At 39.8% G+C, this 17,351-nt stretch carries 12 protein-coding genes, 1 tRNA gene and 2 pseudogenes; 4 read left to right on the top strand and 11 right to left on the bottom strand.

The window, feature by feature from the left end:
• Positions 1-337: 337 nt before the first annotated feature.
• The 3 genes from Q4600_RS02550 to Q4600_RS02560 all read right to left on the bottom strand — a co-directional run bounded on the left by Q4600_RS02550 (position 338) and on the right by Q4600_RS02560 (position 2,903).
• Positions 338-1,033 carry an aspartate/glutamate racemase family protein gene (locus Q4600_RS02550; protein WP_303517701.1) on the bottom strand — a complete coding sequence of 232 codons (696 nt, stop codon included), beginning with the start codon at positions 1,031-1,033 and terminating at the stop codon, positions 338-340.
• 43 nt (positions 1,034-1,076) lie between these two features.
• On the bottom strand, positions 1,077-1,478 hold the full coding sequence (locus Q4600_RS02555) for a GFA family protein (protein ID WP_102527192.1): 402 nt from the start codon (positions 1,476-1,478) through the stop codon (positions 1,077-1,079).
• A 177-nt stretch (positions 1,479-1,655) separates the two neighbouring features.
• Positions 1,656-2,903: an amidohydrolase family protein gene (locus Q4600_RS02560; RefSeq protein ID WP_102527191.1), complete on the bottom strand. Its 1,248-nt coding sequence runs from the start codon at positions 2,901-2,903 to the stop codon at positions 1,656-1,658.
• A 422-nt stretch (positions 2,904-3,325) separates the two neighbouring features.
• Between Q4600_RS02560 and Q4600_RS02565 the strand changes: the two genes are divergently transcribed.
• Positions 3,326-5,344: a S9 family peptidase gene (locus Q4600_RS02565; RefSeq protein ID WP_303517710.1), complete on the top strand. Its 2,019-nt coding sequence runs from the start codon at positions 3,326-3,328 to the stop codon at positions 5,342-5,344.
• A gap of 213 nt (positions 5,345-5,557) precedes the next feature.
• On the opposite strand, the gene Q4600_RS02570 is transcribed toward Q4600_RS02565, so the two are convergent.
• On the bottom strand, positions 5,558-5,740 hold the full coding sequence (locus tag Q4600_RS02570) for a hypothetical protein (protein WP_303517704.1): 183 nt from the start codon (positions 5,738-5,740) through the stop codon (positions 5,558-5,560).
• Between the two features lie 555 nt (positions 5,741-6,295).
• Between Q4600_RS02570 and Q4600_RS02575 the strand changes: the two are divergent.
• A pseudogene (locus tag Q4600_RS02575) lies at positions 6,296-7,186 on the top strand (tyrosine-type recombinase/integrase).
• Positions 7,183-8,320, top strand: a pseudogene (locus Q4600_RS02580) (IS91 family transposase). The pseudogenes Q4600_RS02575 and Q4600_RS02580 overlap by 4 nt, the downstream one beginning before the upstream one ends.
• A gap of 572 nt (positions 8,321-8,892) precedes the next feature.
• On the opposite strand, the gene Q4600_RS02585 reads toward Q4600_RS02580, so the two are convergent.
• The 5 genes from Q4600_RS02585 to Q4600_RS02605 all read right to left on the bottom strand — a co-directional run bounded on the left by Q4600_RS02585 (position 8,893) and on the right by Q4600_RS02605 (position 12,951).
• Positions 8,893-9,144 carry a hypothetical protein gene (locus Q4600_RS02585; RefSeq protein ID WP_303517706.1) on the bottom strand — a complete coding sequence of 84 codons (252 nt, stop codon included), beginning with the start codon at positions 9,142-9,144 and terminating at the stop codon, positions 8,893-8,895.
• Positions 9,145-9,251: 107 nt separating this feature from the next.
• Positions 9,252-10,106 (bottom strand): diguanylate cyclase, encoded by an 855-nt coding sequence (locus Q4600_RS02590; protein ID WP_102527186.1) that lies wholly within the window; start codon positions 10,104-10,106, stop codon positions 9,252-9,254.
• Between the two features lie 447 nt (positions 10,107-10,553).
• A complete protein-coding gene (locus Q4600_RS02595; protein WP_303518491.1) occupies positions 10,554-11,552 on the bottom strand; it encodes a hypothetical protein in 999 nt (332 codons plus the stop codon).
• Between the two features lie 142 nt (positions 11,553-11,694).
• Positions 11,695-12,165 carry a hypothetical protein gene (locus Q4600_RS02600; RefSeq protein WP_303518489.1) on the bottom strand — a complete coding sequence of 157 codons (471 nt, stop codon included), beginning with the start codon at positions 12,163-12,165 and terminating at the stop codon, positions 11,695-11,697.
• Between the two features lie 276 nt (positions 12,166-12,441).
• Positions 12,442-12,951 (bottom strand): type VI secretion system amidase effector protein Tae4, encoded by a 510-nt coding sequence (locus Q4600_RS02605; RefSeq protein WP_303518486.1) that lies wholly within the window; start codon positions 12,949-12,951, stop codon positions 12,442-12,444.
• A gap of 659 nt (positions 12,952-13,610) precedes the next feature.
• Here Q4600_RS02605 and Q4600_RS02610 point away from each other — a divergent pair.
• On the top strand, positions 13,611-14,579 hold the full coding sequence (locus Q4600_RS02610; protein WP_303514472.1) for an integron integrase: 969 nt from the start codon (positions 13,611-13,613) through the stop codon (positions 14,577-14,579).
• 523 nt (positions 14,580-15,102) lie between these two features.
• Here the strand turns inward: Q4600_RS02610 and Q4600_RS02615 are convergent.
• Positions 15,103-15,193 (bottom strand) — tRNA-Ser (locus Q4600_RS02615).
• A gap of 276 nt (positions 15,194-15,469) precedes the next feature.
• Positions 15,470-17,080, bottom strand: a complete 1,611-nt coding sequence (locus Q4600_RS02620; protein WP_303514470.1) for a BCCT family transporter — start codon at positions 17,078-17,080, stop codon at positions 15,470-15,472.
• Positions 17,081-17,351: the final 271 nt, after the last annotated feature.

Raw genomic sequence — 17,351 nt, forward strand, 5'->3', positions numbered from 1 at the left:
TAAAAATTCGTAGGTATAAACTGTAACAACTGCAACTTATTGTCAACAATTAACATTGAAATGTATTTAGTAAAAAACATGATGTGAGATTATTTGCAGCCAGTAATGAAAGGTATTTGCTTTATTAATTAACAGCATATGAAGCATCCAAGATGCTTGGAGTGATTGTAACCAGTGAAGATCGTTTATATTAAATCAACGCAAGTGAACTAGATTAACAATTTACTTAGCCAATTCTTTACCCATGAACATCAACCTAAGTTAGTGTTGCTTGATTATTGTTATCATGTCCGTTTTAAGTTTGTGATTCGCTTAGCGTCAAGGACTATTTACTAACTTATTTACTCAAACATCGACTCACTGCAGCAGCTGCATGAATGCTTGTTGTATCATAGAGTGGTATTTCTGTATCAGATTGATTAATCAGTAAAGCAATTTCAGTACAACCTAAGATGACTGCTTGAGCCCCTCGAGAGAATAAATCCTCGACAATTTGCAGATAACTGTCTTTAGAAGATGGCTTAAACTCCCCTAGACATAGTTCCTGATAAATTATGTCATGAACAACTTTTTGCTGTGCATCATGAGGGACGATAACATCAATACCATGCAAGGACTTTAAGCGTCCTTTGTAAAAATCTTGCTTCATAGTAAAGCCTGTTCCAAGTAAGCCAACGGTGTCAATATTATCAAGCTTAAGTCGGTCTGCGGTTGCATCTGCGATATGTAAAATGGGGACATTAATGGCGGCGTCGATATCGTCATAGACTTTATGCATGGTGTTAGTACATATCAACATAAAATCTGCGCCAGCCAGTTCTACTTTTTTAGCAGCTTCAGACAAGGTATTTGCTGTTTGCTGCCAGTTACCTTGATGTTGCAGCTTTTCAATTTCATCGAAATCAACACTAAACAAGCTAATTTTAGCGGAATGCAGACCACCCAATTGCTGATTAACGCCTTCATTGATCGCTTTATAATAGCTAGAAGTGGACTCCCAGCTCATCCCGCCTAACAAACCGATGGTCTTCATATTTTTTCCCTAATAAACCGAATTAACACGTCCTGTACTGGACCTAACGGTCAGCTGGATGGTTCACGCCATCATATAGTTTTACTTGATCAATTTTCAGCGGATTAATACCTGCTAAGCAAGCCACATTAAAGCCGAATTGATTCGGGTTTGAGCGTCGTTGATGATGGGTATAAATACCGCAATGACGGCAAAAATAATGTTTAGCTGTTTTGGTATTAAATTGATAGACGCTTAACTCGTGTTCACCTTGAATAAACTGAATATCATCTAAATTGATTGATGCAACAATAGCACCTCGGCGGCGACACATACTACAATCACAGCGCCTAACATCCTGTATTCCTTTTGGTAAAGAAAGCTCCATGACCACTAAACCACAATGACAACTGGCTCTATGCTTAGGCATAACCTCAACACCATTGACCTCAGTTAAATTTACCATGTCCCTTCCTTGTGAGTTCGAACTAGCTTTACGTTACCACGCTTAGTTAGAAGAATGATTTAAATTAAGATTAATAAAATATGCTAATAAGAAAGGAGCCTAAGCTCCTTTTTTATTAAATGATGTATGAATTGTTTATTCAATCACTTTTGCTATCAATTGAACCAAAGATAATGATTACTGCTGCTTATACACCACACCATCTTTCATCACAAAACCAATATCTAATAAGGCTTCAATATTATCAAGTGGACTGGTATCAATTGCGATAATGTCGGCATACTTACCTACTTCAATAGTGCCAAGCTTATCTGACATATCAATAAGGTCTGCAGCATTTACAGTCGCTGATTTTAAAATGTCACTGGTTGGCATTCCCGCTTGATGCATCAATACTGCTTCTTGAGCGTTTATTCCGTGCTTAGAAACGCCACTGTCTGTACCAAAAGCGATTTTGACTCCCGCTTTATATGATTTTTCAAAGTTAGCTAGCATGTCAGGTCCAACCCTAATGGCTTTGGCTTTAATAGGTGTAGACATAAAATCTGACGTTTCAGCCATCTCAACAACCGTTGCACCAGCTAGCAAAGTAGGAACCAAATAAGCACCCGTTTGTTTAAACAGTTTAATGGTTTCTTTATCGGCATAGCTGCCGTGCTCAACACTATCTACGCCAGCACGAAGCGCTGCATTAATGCCTGCTGTTGCATGAGCATGGCTTGCCACTTTACGCCCTAAACCGTGAGCCGTTTCTACAATTTCTTTTAATTCTAAATCAGTCATTTGCTGACCAGTACCAGTATCGGTATCTGATAATACCCCACCAGTTGAGGCCACTTTAATGGCATCCGCACCATATTTTATGGCTTCACGCGTCGCCTTTCGACATTCATATGGGCCATCACAAATCGTTTTAGGGGATTTCATCGCTAAAATATCAGGTGCCATGCCATCAGCATCTAAATGGCCACCTGTTATAGTGACACCCGCCGCGGCAATAATACGTGGGCCTTCAATCCAGCCCTTTTCTACACCATCGCGCAGTGCATACATTTGCTCTGGCTCACTTAATAAATCACGTACTGTAGTAAACCCAGACAATAAGGTGGTTTTGGCATAGTGAACGCTTTTCATTGCGACATCGGCATCAGATAGTTTTACAGTATCTGACACATTATTCGGTCCTAACTCCATTTGTAAATGAACATGCATGTCCATCAAGCCCGGCATAACAAACTTATCTGATAAATCTATCAAGGTGGCATCAGCTGAAATTTTATTTACCTCAACGAAACCTTTTTTAACCGCAATGATGTCACCATCTTTAATGACCACAGTTTGCTTTGTTAAAGGGGCCTTACCTGGTACAGCAAGCAACTCACCTGCATGAATGACTTTTGTATCAGCCATTACCGAGTGAGACATTAAACAACCAAAAACCAACGCGCTAAGCGAAAAGGCTTTTTTATCATTCTTAAGGATTTGGATATTGTTAGAGTTTGAATCTGTAGTAGAGATGAACGATTTGAACTCAGTTATTCTATGTTTTGTTGAAAATGGAAATAAAGTCATGGCATTACAGCTTATTGTTATTAATCTTGTTCATTAATATACCTAAGCTTTGATTAATGTAAATATCAATTCACATAACTTTGTGTTTTATTAAGCTTATGGTAATTTATTCAATAAATATCAATAATTCTCTAGCTGACTCATCTCCAATAACTCAGTTAGGGTTACTAATAACAAATATTCATCGTTCAATTTAAGGTCAAGGATTACTCATGAACAAAGGTATTTATCTGGTATGCATGATATCGCCACTCGTTGCGGCTATAACATCGACAATGGCATATGCTCAAAATGATGTCGATAACAGCCAAGTCCATAATACGCTGCAGCTCGAAGATGTGTTTTCTTTAGAATATGCATCTGGTTTAGCCATTACCGCTGAAGGCGATGAAGTGTATTTTGTACGTAATTACATGGATATTCAGACGGATAAAAAGCTAGGTAACATTTGGAAAGTCGATAAAAACAAGCGCCTTACCCCTGTTACCAATGGCCTGCATGTTGATTTCTCACCAAGCCTATCACCTGACAACAGTAAACTAGCTTATATCTCAACAGCCAGTGGCTCAGCTCAAATCCATATGAAATGGCTAGAAACCGGTGAAAGCAGCCAAATGAGTCACTTTAGCCAATCTCCATCTAATTTAAGTTGGTCACCAGACAGCAAGTACATCGCATTTAATCGCTTCGTAAACAGTAAACCTAAATCTGTTGTTTCACTGCCTGGTAAGCCACAAAATGCCCAATGGGCAAAACCTGCCGTTTATATTGATGACATGTATTATCGTTTTGATGGCGCAGGTTTTAGCCAAGCAGGTAATAGTCAGATTTTTGTGATGTCCTCAAATGGCGGCGCAGCAAGACAAGTCACCCACGAGAAATTTGATCATCGTAGTAATATCAGTTGGACTAAAGATGGTAAGCAGCTCATTTACTCGAGCAATAAGCGCGCAGAGAAAGATTTAGAATGGACAGACACCAATATCTACGCCGTTAATATTAATGATCAACAAGTCACCCAACTTACTGATCGAGTCGGACCAGATAACTCCCCTATCGTGTCACCTAATGGCAAAATGATTGCGTACTTAGGCTACGATCAAAACTTCAAAAACTATGAAAATACTGAACTGTTTATCATGGATATTAATGGTAGTAATAAACGTTCTATCACTGCCGACTTAGATCGCTCGATTAACAGCATAAAATGGGCTGATAACAGTAAAGCCATATACATGAGTTATCATGATAAAGGTGAAACTTATGTGGCGTATCAGTCATTAAAAGGTAAGCGTGAAATTGCCGCTAAAAACCTTGGTGGCCTTTCATTTGGTCGACCTTACACGGGCAGCCAATTCGATGTCGCTGAAGATGGCACTATCGCATTTACCTATTCAGACCCTCAACGTCCCGCAGATATTGCCATTACCCGTAAAGGAAGAACTAACCAACTTACCGATTTAAATAATGATGCGTTGAGTTATAAAACCTTAGCTTCAATAAAAGAGTTGAACGTGAAATCCTCTTTTGATGATAGAGATATTCAAGCATGGGTAGCCTATCCACCAGGTTATGAAGCGGATAAAAAAGCAGGCAAAACCTTCCCGCTAATTTTAGAGATTCATGGTGGTCCAGTAACGAACTACGGCCCTCATTTCTCTGCAGAAGTACAATTAATGGCAGCCAGTGGTTATGTCGTTGTCTATGCTAACCCACGTGGAAGCGACAGTTACGGTAAAGAGTTCGCACAAACCATTTATAACAATTACCCTAGCCAAGATTATGATGATTTAATGTCGGTAGTCGATGGTGTTATTGCCAAAGAAGCAATTAACGAAGAGGCATTATTTGTCACCGGTGGATCAGGCGGCGGCGTACTGACAGCTTGGATTGTCGGCCATACAGATAGATTTGCAGCAGCCGTAGTCGCCAAACCTGTGATCAATTGGTATAGCTTTGTGCTAACGACAGATATTTATCCCTTCGTAATTAAGAACTGGTTTGAGAAAATGCCTTGGGAAGATAGCGAGCATTATATGAAGTTATCACCAATCAGTTATGTAGGTAATGTCACAACACCTACCATGCTATTAACGGGAGAAGCGGATCAACGTACCCCTATTGCTGAAACTGAGCAATTTTATCAAGCCCTTAAATTACGCAATATTGATACCGCTATGGTCAGGATCCCAGATGCGCCCCATGGTATATACAAACGACCAAGTAACTTAATGTCAAAAGTTGCCCATATCTTATGGTGGTTTGAACAATACCAACCAGAGAAAACCAACTAACAGGTACAATACAAACAGCCAGCATATTTCGTTAAACGATATGCTGGCTTTTTTTATTGGAATTCAATAAGTGTCTATCGCACTCGTTATTCTTTTTTAATGACCAGCTTTTTATAAATGGCAGAGAGATAAAGCTTGGAGAGATAAACGATGGAGAGATAAAGTATAAAGCCTGAGAAATTCGTCAATATATAAGCTTTAAATATTAACTGGTTATGTGCTTTTTGTGCCCCACTTTCCTGAGACAATCATTACGAAAACACCGACAGTAATTATACCGAGCATTGATCCAATGTAAGGTGATGTACTTCCAACGAAAATAGACATACCAAGTGAAACACCTAAGCAGATGGTTAAAGCACCTAGTTTGGCTTGATTAAATTTATTAACTCTCATTTCGGGCTCCTCATCCTTGAATTTACTGCGAATCATCCTCAACACATAACGCCACTGTTTTATGAGCAAAATATTGTTGGCTAAAATGTTGAGGAACGAAAAAACCAACTATATTTTTTCTGGTTAAACAGCTTGTATGTCTACCTTACTCGACATTTGCTGTTTTCTCTTTTGCAACTTTAACCATTAAAGAATGAAATAGAGAAGCAAAGACGAAAGTCGTGAATAATAAAAGTAAGCAAAGTAACTTTATTCCGACTTCCTCATGCTCTATGAACGCATTTAACATTGCTGATAAAAGCATGAACCCAACTAAATAGTAACTATGTATGCTACCCATGAAAACTCCTTGTACACATAACGCCCAAATAACAAGCTAAGTAATGGTTGGCTAAAATTGTGTAGAGAAGCGTAGCCAACTGTTACGTGTCCTTGTTGATTTTCTTGTTGAACGAAGCCGCTCTGCGGCAGAAAAGATAAAAGCTCACCTTTATTCTCCCATCTTAAATACTTACTAGACCCTGCCTACCTTGGCAGTTATCTAGGAGTATCACTATGAACACTCACGAGCAACAACGCTTTGATTTTCTTTATGAACAACATCTTACCAACTTAACACTGCAAGGCAAGCGGCCTGCGACCATCGATGCCTACAGCCGCGCCGTTAGGCGTATTAGTGCTTATTTCGACACTTGTCCTGATAACCTTTCAACTAATGACCTAAAGCGCTACTTTTCCAGTTTGATTGATTCACATTCATGGAGCACCGTGAAACTCGACCGTAATGGGCTACAGTTTTTCTATCGACATGTGCTTAATCAACACTGGGAGTGGCTTAATATTGTTAAGCCACCACAAGTCCAAAGACTGCCTGATATTCTTACCCCTGCTGAAGTTTCTATCGTCATTAGCCTTACCCATAAGCTGCGATATCAAGTGTGTTTTCTCGCCTTATACAGTTTGGGGTTGCGCCTCGGTGAGGCTATTTCACTGCAGGTTGGTGATATCGATTCACAGATGATGCAAGTGCACATTCGTAACGCTAAAGGCGGTAAAGACAGGTTAGTTCCGCTGCCCAAACGGACCTGATTAGCACTGCGATATTACTGGTAAACTCATCGCCATCCTCGACTGATTTTTCCTGGTAAAGATAGCCAGCCTGATTCATTGATAGATAAAGGCGGCATTCAAAAAGCACTCAAGCGGGTTATTCGTGAGTGCAATATTCACAAATCCATTAGCCCACATAATTTACGCCACAGCTACGCCACCCATTTGTTAGAACAAGGGCTAGATTTGCGCTCAGTGCAAAGCCTGCTCGGTCACAACAGCCTTAATACCACCGCCCGCTATACCCGCCTCACCACTATCACTCGCAAAAATACCGCCCTATCCGTTAACCAGCTGACTGATAATTTGGTGCTCAAATGGGAGTGCGATTTATGATGTTCATTGAACTTTTACGCGACCACCTTGATGACTTTAATCAGGCTTATAATGGTCACATTACATCATCCATGCGCCAAGCGATTTTCGCCATGCTTAATTGTCGCAGTAACACTGAGCGAACCAGCCATTGGGCATGCCGAAGCTGCACGCATACTGCTGATTTCCCGTTGTCATGTGGTCATCGCAGTTGCCCGCAATGCCAGCACAACACCACGACAGACTGGCTCAACAAACAGCAAGCTAAACTCCTGCCCGTGGAGTATTACATGGTGACGTTCACCTTGCCTTATGAACTACGAAGCGTCACTAAACACCAACCTGAAATGATGTATCAAGCCATGTTCTCAGTGGCCGCCAGCGTGCTCAAAGACTTCGCTAAAAACTCAAAGCAAATCGGTGGTGAGATTGGTTTTACGGGCGTGCTGCATACCCATAACCGAAGGCGTGACTTTCATCCTCACATCCATTTCATTATCCCTGCGGGTAGCTTCGATAAAGCGAAAAAACAGTGGAAAAAACACAAGGGTAAATACCTGTTCAACGCCTTTAACCTGGCCAAAGTGTGGCGAGCAAGACTGCTGGCGCAACTGGCAAAACTGAGTCTAAAACTCCCTAGCTCAATACCCCAAAAGTGGGTGGAAGACTGCCAACATGTGGGTAAAGGACTGCCAGCGTTAAAGTACCTGTCGCGATACCTTTATCGCGGCGTGTTGCCCGATAAAAATATCGTCAGTAATATCGACGGACAAATTAGTTTTGCCTATCTTGAAAACCATGGGCAAAATAGCCAAACCAACACCACTGAAATACGTACATTACCTACTGTCGAATTTCTATGGTTGGTACTGCAACATGTGCTGCCGAAAGGCTTACGGCGAGTGAGAGACTCTTAACAATGAGAGTGGATTACTCAGAGGAGGTTCAGCCAGGCTGCGGCAACGAATACGCTTGATGCTAGCCGTTGCTGGCACCGTGTTTGCGCCGCTCGAAAACACCACTAAAACTCAAGCCATACGACCTTGCCCTTGTTGCCGACAACCGATGATATTTATGGGGGTGCATAGGAATAAGCATGCACGACTGACAAGCTTTCTTAGGCAAAAACCAACCACACCTAACGCCACTGTTTAAGCCGAGGAATTAGAAAGTGAACACTTAAGATGCAGAACAATAAAAGTATCAGGAGGTGCTAAGGTATTGATATGTTGAGGTAAAGAAATTAGCTGGCGATGCTAAGGGATCGATGCGGCTAGTAAAAAATGTAACTGCTCAGCACACATCGAAAAAGCGTAAGATCTTACGCCGATATTTACACTATAAAGGTATCACTCGGGCTTGTTCAACACTTGGGATAAGGACGCGGCTACGCGCGGCCTATCCTTATCTGTTAGCCGTTTGTATACGCTTCATTAGGTTTATTTTTCCTAATAATATACATTACAATTAGAAGGATATACCCAACAAGTGACATTATACATGGAGACAAAACAACTGCGAAAAAACCAACTATAGAATTAGTTACTATCTTATTTGAGGTTAACGCAAACCAATATGCCACCACCCAAATAAGAAGATATGAAATATTTGCCCCCGCTGCTTTAGTCCCAAACTCTGTTTGCATAGATACATATATTATGTAGCGAGTAACAATCAGAAAAACTAAAGCCAATATCATTAATAGATGGCAAGTAAGCTTCTCCTTATTAATTTTCACCTTCAAACTTCTTTTTAAAAGCTATACACATTTCACCATTAGGCGATTTATCACATTCTTTTATAACCATATCACATCCCATTTCAACACCCTTTTGAACAGAATATCTGTCACTATCCTCCATTCCTTTCATTTGCTCTTCCATTCCAATACTTAGGCATCCGGCAAGTAACGGATCTTTAGTCTCTGAACATGCTGAAATTAATAATATTACGGTACTAATTAGTAAAACTTTTCTCATTTTATTTCCTTATATTTATGTAATTAAATTTTAAACTCGATGATACGATAAACGGCTAACGTCGCCATAAAACGCGCGAGGCACGAGCGTCGTCTTTGATGGCTTGGTTAGGCTTTTGTATGCCAAACTTTGTAAGCAATATTGTCTTTTTTTTCGTTCTTTACCGAGTACATCAACTTATCTGCAATTTCCATCGCCTCTTTTATATCCCCTGGAATGTTCTCAAATGTAACCAAGCCAACACTAAAGCTCACGGGCCATTTGTTTTTTCTCATTCTATCTTTCAGTAACTTTTTTGCTTTAAGAAATGCAGACTTCGCTTCTTCTTGCTTTGTTTCAGGTAGCAAACAAGCATATTCGTCACCACCTAATCTCGCCACGATATCCGTAGCTCTTAGCGACAATACCAAACAGTTTGCAACCTCTATCAGTAGTTTATCACCTACGGAATGACCGAGTGAATCATTTATCCCCTTAAAATTATCTATATCTAAATAGACCAATGAAAACACATGGTCATACCTCTGAGAACGAAGCAACTCATTCGCAAGCTCTACATAAAAACTTCTGACGCTGTGAGCTCCTGTCAAAGAGTCTGTATCCGCTGCCTCCGTTTCGACTCGATATACATTCCTGAAATTCGTAGTCATAATTGCTACTCCCGAAAATACGAGTGCATATGGAACTGAAAATAGTAGTAATTCTGACATTGGTACTGAAAACTGAGAAAAATAATCTTCAGTAACGACCAAAACAATTACAGAAAGAAGAGCCAGCGAAATACCAGCTTTCTTTGACCCATACCAGCTGACGAGTAGAACTGAAAATATATAGAACAGCCCAACATCTATAGTTTCACCTATTACAATGTGTGCAATGCTTATAGCCAATATCACAAGCAGTGCTAGTAATAATATGGATTTTGGTGCACGTTTATCCAAAATACTGAAGATAGTTTTCACTGCCTTATATATCCTTACTATCGAAGTAATATAAAAATTCTCGCTGGAGCCTAACGATCATAGTTCATGAGCCGTAGGTCTCATGTAACGGGTTGTTCTTTACTTCGCAGAGAGGAGGTTGTCGCTACTCAATCCGTGAGTTCATATTCCATGCCCTTGGGGCTTAATTGAAGCCCCCCTGCGGCGTGAGGGAAGCATCGCTTCTTTACTTGAAGTCAATTGCAGGTCTCTTTAAAAGCTACGCTTTACGAGCCTTAGCAAGTGCCTTCAAGCTACCATAAAATAGGCGTTTCTTCCATCGCGTTTGGTTCTATCTACTCCCTCGGCTAGACTAAAATATCACTTCTTTTTACTAAAAAATCGTCTACCGCAGGTCAAGAACGCCGCACTAAGCGGACTAAAATTGTGGGTTAAAATGTGTAGCGAAGCGAAACGTAACCCACTGTTTTAGTTCCGTTTAAGTGCCTTGTTAGCTTGAAAGTGTAGAATCTGAGTTCTAACACCTGCATACTCATAAGCAGCAGCTGCTTTTTTTACTAACCCCTCGTCACGACACAATAGCAAGTGACAAAAAGAAGCTATTCCTGCGTGTGTCATATCACTAGAAGAACGCACAAAGCCTCTTGTATTCTTCATATCACTATCTCGATAATACCCCAAGAAATTCAGCTGATGATAAAGCCCATTAACTTTTTCGGATAAGGTTTTTTTTCTGTCTGAATTTGCTTCAAAAGGCTGATACTTCACAGCAAAGAAAATATCTATGTCTAATTCAACGCCAATCATAGAGTTTTGAACGGCTTCAAATACTTTTTGGACAACTTGTGGTGGATTGATGTTTTTTAATACCTTTGCGCCCAAGCCTGTTGCATTTTCAAATTCTTTAACAGGTGATTGCTCGAGTATATCCATTTTTTCACTGATGTATTGATGTTGTACTGCTAACATTTCAGGTAGAGCATTAATAGCCTCTTTCATTTCATCGGTAAAATATTCATTGGAATCCAGTTCTTCTATTGCATCATCCATTATTTTCTTTAGCTCGGCATCTCCCTTTGAGAAAATTTCCGCGTAGGTTTCATCACGCCTTCCACCATAAAATTTTTCTAGCATTGAGCTTAATCCGTAACCATATTCAGGCATTGGTTCTTCATTTTCAATAAACCAGCTCCAAACGAAAAAAGCGTCACTATCATTAATCTGGGCCTTACCAGTAGGTAAATTATTTTCGTAAATCGGTTCGATGTACTTCGCCCCTAACTCTTTCAGAATTGATAAAAATTCATTTTCGGATCCTACTGACCTTTTTATCTCTTTCAGATTTTCCTTAGAATAAATCGGGGTTATTTGGTTTTTATCAAGTAGCCCTCTGATATCAAAAGGATCACCTTTACGAATTGAGTCCAGTATATTGTGATCTAAATATCCTAATACTTCTTCAGTCATAATTTCCTACGGTGAACGATAAACAGAATGAAAGCTAACGCCTGCATTTGCGGCTTGGGTGAACTGTCACCTTTTTTTGCCGCGCAGCGCGAAAAAGGTGACAGTTTGCCCAAGTCCGACAAGATGCACTGGTTATGAGTTTTTAATGCTTTTTTGTATGCCAAAATGCAGTACCAAAAGTTGTGTAGTCCATTGCACGACTAGTAAGTGCGTAAAGCTCTTTGTCTTCTCGATCAAAAACTTTACCGAAGCCATTATCCATAAACTCTACCCATGACAAATTACTTGAATAAGAATTAAAAAGGTGTCGCAACTTTCTTTTTCTTGTCCACGGGAACCAACTCGGATTTTGATAAATCACTTCGTGAAGCAAACCTTCATAGACAGTTAGCAATGTATCGCCTGTGCCAACTTCCAGAGTATATACGACAGCCCCTTTTACTTTTTCATGGGGCGCTTCCGTAAACTCATAACTTTCCAATATTTGCGGATCAAATTTTGACCCTAATTCAAATATAGGCAACATATAAAACCCTTTTGACTCATAACGCCAACATAATATGTGGCGTAAGCTTGGCAGTTTTATTGCGCCTTTTGCAATAAAAATTGCCAAACTTACGAAATCATAATTTATGTTCTTGTTAGCTCTAACTCAAGATTTACGTTTTAATGTTTTTGCAGCACAATAAAATAATATTGTTATAATTATCGCCGAGACAACATATGCAGGAAACGTTGTTTTTAACATCAATAAACCACTATCAACCCTCTGCTCTTCATGCAGAAAAGGGGTCGCTTGTGAATTAAATGAATAGTTATAGATAGTGAAGTTAACGATAAAATTGACAACAGCTAAAGTTATATAAATTAAGAGTGATTTTATTCGCATCTATTTAACCTCCCAAAACCAAACTTCTCGGGATTCATTTAGATCACTTACGCGCCCAAGAAACTCAAGAATCCCCCTTGTAAACATTGATGAACTAGTTATTTCATCTTTGTTCCACAGATCAATATGGTCTCCACTTCGATTCGGGAAAGATTCATTTCCACGTTGCCAATAGTCTTTAAAGAAAATAATTCCTGTTTTACCATCAAGATCATCTTGAAATGAACTTGGGCTGATTTTTTCAACTTTACTTAACCAGTTAAAGCTAGATTTATTAAGCCAAACGGCCATCTCTTCAGCAAGAAGAATATGTTTCATTCCTCCATGTCCCCAGCATTTTTTGACTTTGGCCCCGACGGTTGATACACCAGACTTAATTAAGGCATCGCTCAAGTTAATTGCGCAATAATTCCCAAATGGACTAGAGCTGGTCGGCTGCTTATTCTGACACCTTGCTCTTATTAGGCTTTTCTCTGGAAAGTTTTTCCATAACTCATTAAATTGAGACATTGTATATCCTTATACTTTAGGCTTAAATTTATGGTTGCTAACGATCATAGTTCATGAGCCGTAGGTCTCATGTAACGGGTTGTTCTTTACTTCGCAGAGAGGAGGTTGTCGCTACTCAATCCGTGAGTTCATATTCCATGCCCTTGGGGCTTAATTGAAGCCCCCCTGCGGCGTGAGGGAAGCATCGCTTCTTTACTTGAAGTCAATTGCAGGTCTCTTTAAAAGCTACGCTTTACGAGCCTTAGCAAGTGCCTTCAAGCTACCATAAAATAGGCGTTTCTTCCATCACGTTTGGTTCTATCTACTCCCTCGGCTAGACTAAAATATCACTTCTTTTTACAAAAAAATCGTCTACCGCAGGTCAAGAACATTTGTATAGTGCGCATGCGCATTTACCTCATCAGACCAGTAAAAACGTGCACACCTAATTACCTGAAAATATTGTAAAAGCTAACATTATAGCTAATAAACTTCTTGATAAATGCGCATGCGCACTTTTCAAGCCTATTATTTAAAAAAATATTACATTAAGCGATTGATAATATGTAAGTATTTAAAAAATCACAAGGATAAACGCGCATAAAACAATCATTTTATCACTTGAAAAATGGCAAAATTAAATAATACTGTATATAAACACAGTCATCGAGTTATTTAGCATGCAAAAAATGACAAGCCCGTTTCTCAGTAAAGTTCAAGAAAATATGCGAATGCGTGGGTACAGCATAAGAACCGAAAAAGCCTATTTATATTGGATGAAGGCGTTTATTAACTTTCAACATAAACGACACCCGGAAACGATGGGATCAATTGAAGTCGCGCAGTTCCTTAGCTATCTTGCAAACTCCCGTCATGTCGCTGTGAATACACAAAAAGTGGCGCTCAATGCATTAGTTTACCTTTATCAAAAACACTTAAAACAACCGTTAGGTGATTTAGGCTTTCGTTACGCAAGTAAACAAAGGCAGCTTCCAACCGTATTATCGACAACAGAAGTGGCAAAGGTATTGAGTCAACTTAAAGGCCGCGATAACCTTATCATTGCAATGCTATACGGAAGTGGCTTACGTATTTCTGAGTGCTTGAGTCTGCGAATACAAGATATCGATATTGAGCATCAATCTCTCACCATTCGAAACGGTAAAGGTAGAAAAGACAGACAGACCATTCTCAGCCAAAGATGCATCGACAAACTTAGTGAATTTATTGAAAGTGCGATCAGTGTTCAACAGAAAGACAACCTTATCGGTGTGGGGCCATCCCTACCCAACGCATTGGAACGAAAATACCCAAGTGCATTTAAACAAATTGGATGGATGTTCATATTTCCTTCTACGACTATCGTCAATAATCCCTATACGGGAACGCTTTGCCGACATCATTTACATCATAGTGTCATACGTAAGTCACTCGCTAAAGCGGTACATAAAACGGATATCACTAAGCGCGTGACATGCCATACCTTTAGGCACAGCTTTGCGACCCACTTATTACAATCTGGCAGGGATATCCGCAGCGTTCAGGAGTTGTTAGGGCATAATGACGTCAACACAACTCAGATTTATACACATGTGTTAGGCCAGCATTATGCAGGAACCATTAGCCCACTGGATATGTTGAGTGGTTAAGCATAAAAATTCGCGCTTTTATACATATGGCCAAGAGATAGCGTATTTATGAAAGAGGAACCCTATGTTAATGCGCTAGAAACCTTTTCATTGAAACTTCATATTCAACAAAGCAAAAAGCCCACTATAAAATAGCGGGCTTTCTAAATATGACGGAGAGATAGCGTATTTATGAAAGAGGAAGCCTACATTGATGAACTACAAACCCATGTTTAATTATAAATACACAAGAACGAAAAAAGGCTCATCATTTCTGATGAGCCTTTCGTCTTAAATATGGCGGAGAGATAGGGATTTGAACCCTAAATTGATGCGCTACAAACCTATGTTGTTTTATTTATTAATATCTAGATAGCAAAAAGCCCGTTACTTTGCAGTAACGGGCTTCTTTAAATATGGCGGAGAGATAAGGAGTTGAACCCTACACTGATGCGCTACAAACCTTTTAATTCTCTTGCCGAATTCACTCAATTTCCACATAGCAAAAAGCCCGTTACTTTGCAGTAACGGGCTTCTTTAAATATGGCGGAGAGATAGGGATTTGAACCCTAGATGGGCTACAAACCCATGCCGGTTTTCAAGACCGGTGCATTCGACCACTCTGCCATCTCTCCGAACGCCGAGAATAATAATGTCCTCGGGGTTCACTGTAAAGTGATAAATTCAATTAAATGACTCGTTTGCTCAACATAACATCACCATGCTGTTTTTTTAACGGTTTACACCACATGGCGTACGTTAAAACCAGTAAATGTGTTTTATTAACGCTAAGTCATTTAATTTGGTTCTTATACTTAAACCTATCTACTCAAGTAAAAACAGCTCAAGCCAAATCTACTCAAACCCAATTGACTTAAACCAATAGACTTAAACCAAAAGGCTTGACAGTTTTAGGCTGCTTCTTTGACATTATCGATGTGCTTGTTTCGATCAGTTTCAGTCAATAATCCTTTGATCAAACTGAAGCAAGCTAAAAGTAAGATAATAGTAAATGGCAACGCTGCAATAATTGTTATCGACTGTAGAGCTTGAATTGATTGAGTACCACCAATCCACAGCATTACCATAGCAATGGCACCAGAAATAAAGACCCAAACCACTTTCTGTCGATCAGGCACTTCTAACTTACCACCTGCAGTCATGCCATCAATCACAATTGAACCTGAATCTAATGTCGTCACAAAGAAAACAATAATTAGTGCGATTGCGATAAGCGATAATATATTTCCGAGTGGGTAAGCTTCTAACATGTAGAACAAACTCAAAGATACGTCAGCAATACCTTGATCTATACCTAACTGCCCCACTTTATCAATCACTTGTTGAATTGCGATACCGCCAAAAATAGACATCCACGCTGATGTCACCGCTGTTGGTATTATCAATACACATAAAAGGAACTGACGAATAGTGCGCCCCTTAGATATACGTGCCACGAACATACCAAAGAAAGGAGCATAAGCGACCCACCAGGCCCAGTAGAAAACGGTCCAACCATGTAACCATGTGGTATCTTCTCGACCAGAAGATTGACTCAAAGGAATGATATTTTTAACGTAACCTGTAAGTGCGGTAGCGACTGAATCTAGTACCGTTGTGAAATTCAGCACGGCAATGAAGATTATAAAGACAAAGGCAATAACCATATTAAGGTTACTTAAAAATTTTATACCTCCATTCATCCCTCTAAGCACAGAGACTATGGCTAATCCCATGATCAACATAATAATGAATTGCTGAAGAAAGAGATTATTTTCAAGGCCAAACACATGGCTGATACCACTTGCAGCTTGAGTTCCGCCTAAACCGAGCGAAGTAGCTAAACCAAACAGAGTCACCAGCACAGTTAATACATCAATGACATCCCCTGTTTTGCCCCAAACCTTATCGCCTAGTAACGGATAGAACACCGAGCGCATCGATAAAGGCAGACCTTTGTTATAAACAAAATAAGCAAGACAAAGCGCAGTCATGCCATAAATGGCCCACGCATGAAAACCCCAGTGAAAAACAGTCGCCCCTAATGACACTTCACGTCCTTCAGGGGTAAATGGGTCAACATTTAACGGGGTGCCAAACCAGTTGGTATAAAATGCAGTTGGCTCAGCCACCCCCCAAAAGATCAAGCCTATGCCCATACCAGCAGCAAATAACATGGCTATCCAGGATACCAAGGAATAATCAGCCTTGGCTTTATCACCACCTAAACGAATTTTCCCTAAAGGTGAAAACGCAATAACAACTGCAAGCAGCAGCATTATGTTTGCGCCCCACATGAAAAGGAAATCGAAATTAGATAGTACTGCGCCTTTTACTGAATCGATGGCAGCTTTGGCATCCGCTGGGGAAAGTGCTAATAAGGTGATGATGAAGAGAAGAGAGAGCCCGACTGAAGCGGTAAAAACTGTGTTGTGAACATCCATGCCCAATTTAGTCACATTATCCTGTCCGATTTGATAATCTGTAGATTCAATGCTGTATTTGTTTGATTTAAAACTCATAAATTATGATGTTCGCATATCCGGTTTCACGAATACAAAAGACAACTCCATTTTGCTTAATAGTTGATTAGCTAACTGCACCAGTAAAACTCATGTGCTACCCACTATATAAGGTGAGTAAAGGCTATAAGCTGAATCCCAAGCTTGTGATACTAGCATAAAGGCCACACCTAAACGTTGATGTATGCCCACGAATGCCAAAGAACAGATAATTAGTCCAAATACAGAGAGTAAAAAGCACACTATAAATAGCGGACTTTTCTTAAATATG

The organism is Shewanella sp. 2_MG-2023 (assembly GCF_030548905.1).
Classification (GTDB): domain Bacteria; phylum Pseudomonadota; class Gammaproteobacteria; order Enterobacterales; family Shewanellaceae; genus Shewanella; species Shewanella electrodiphila.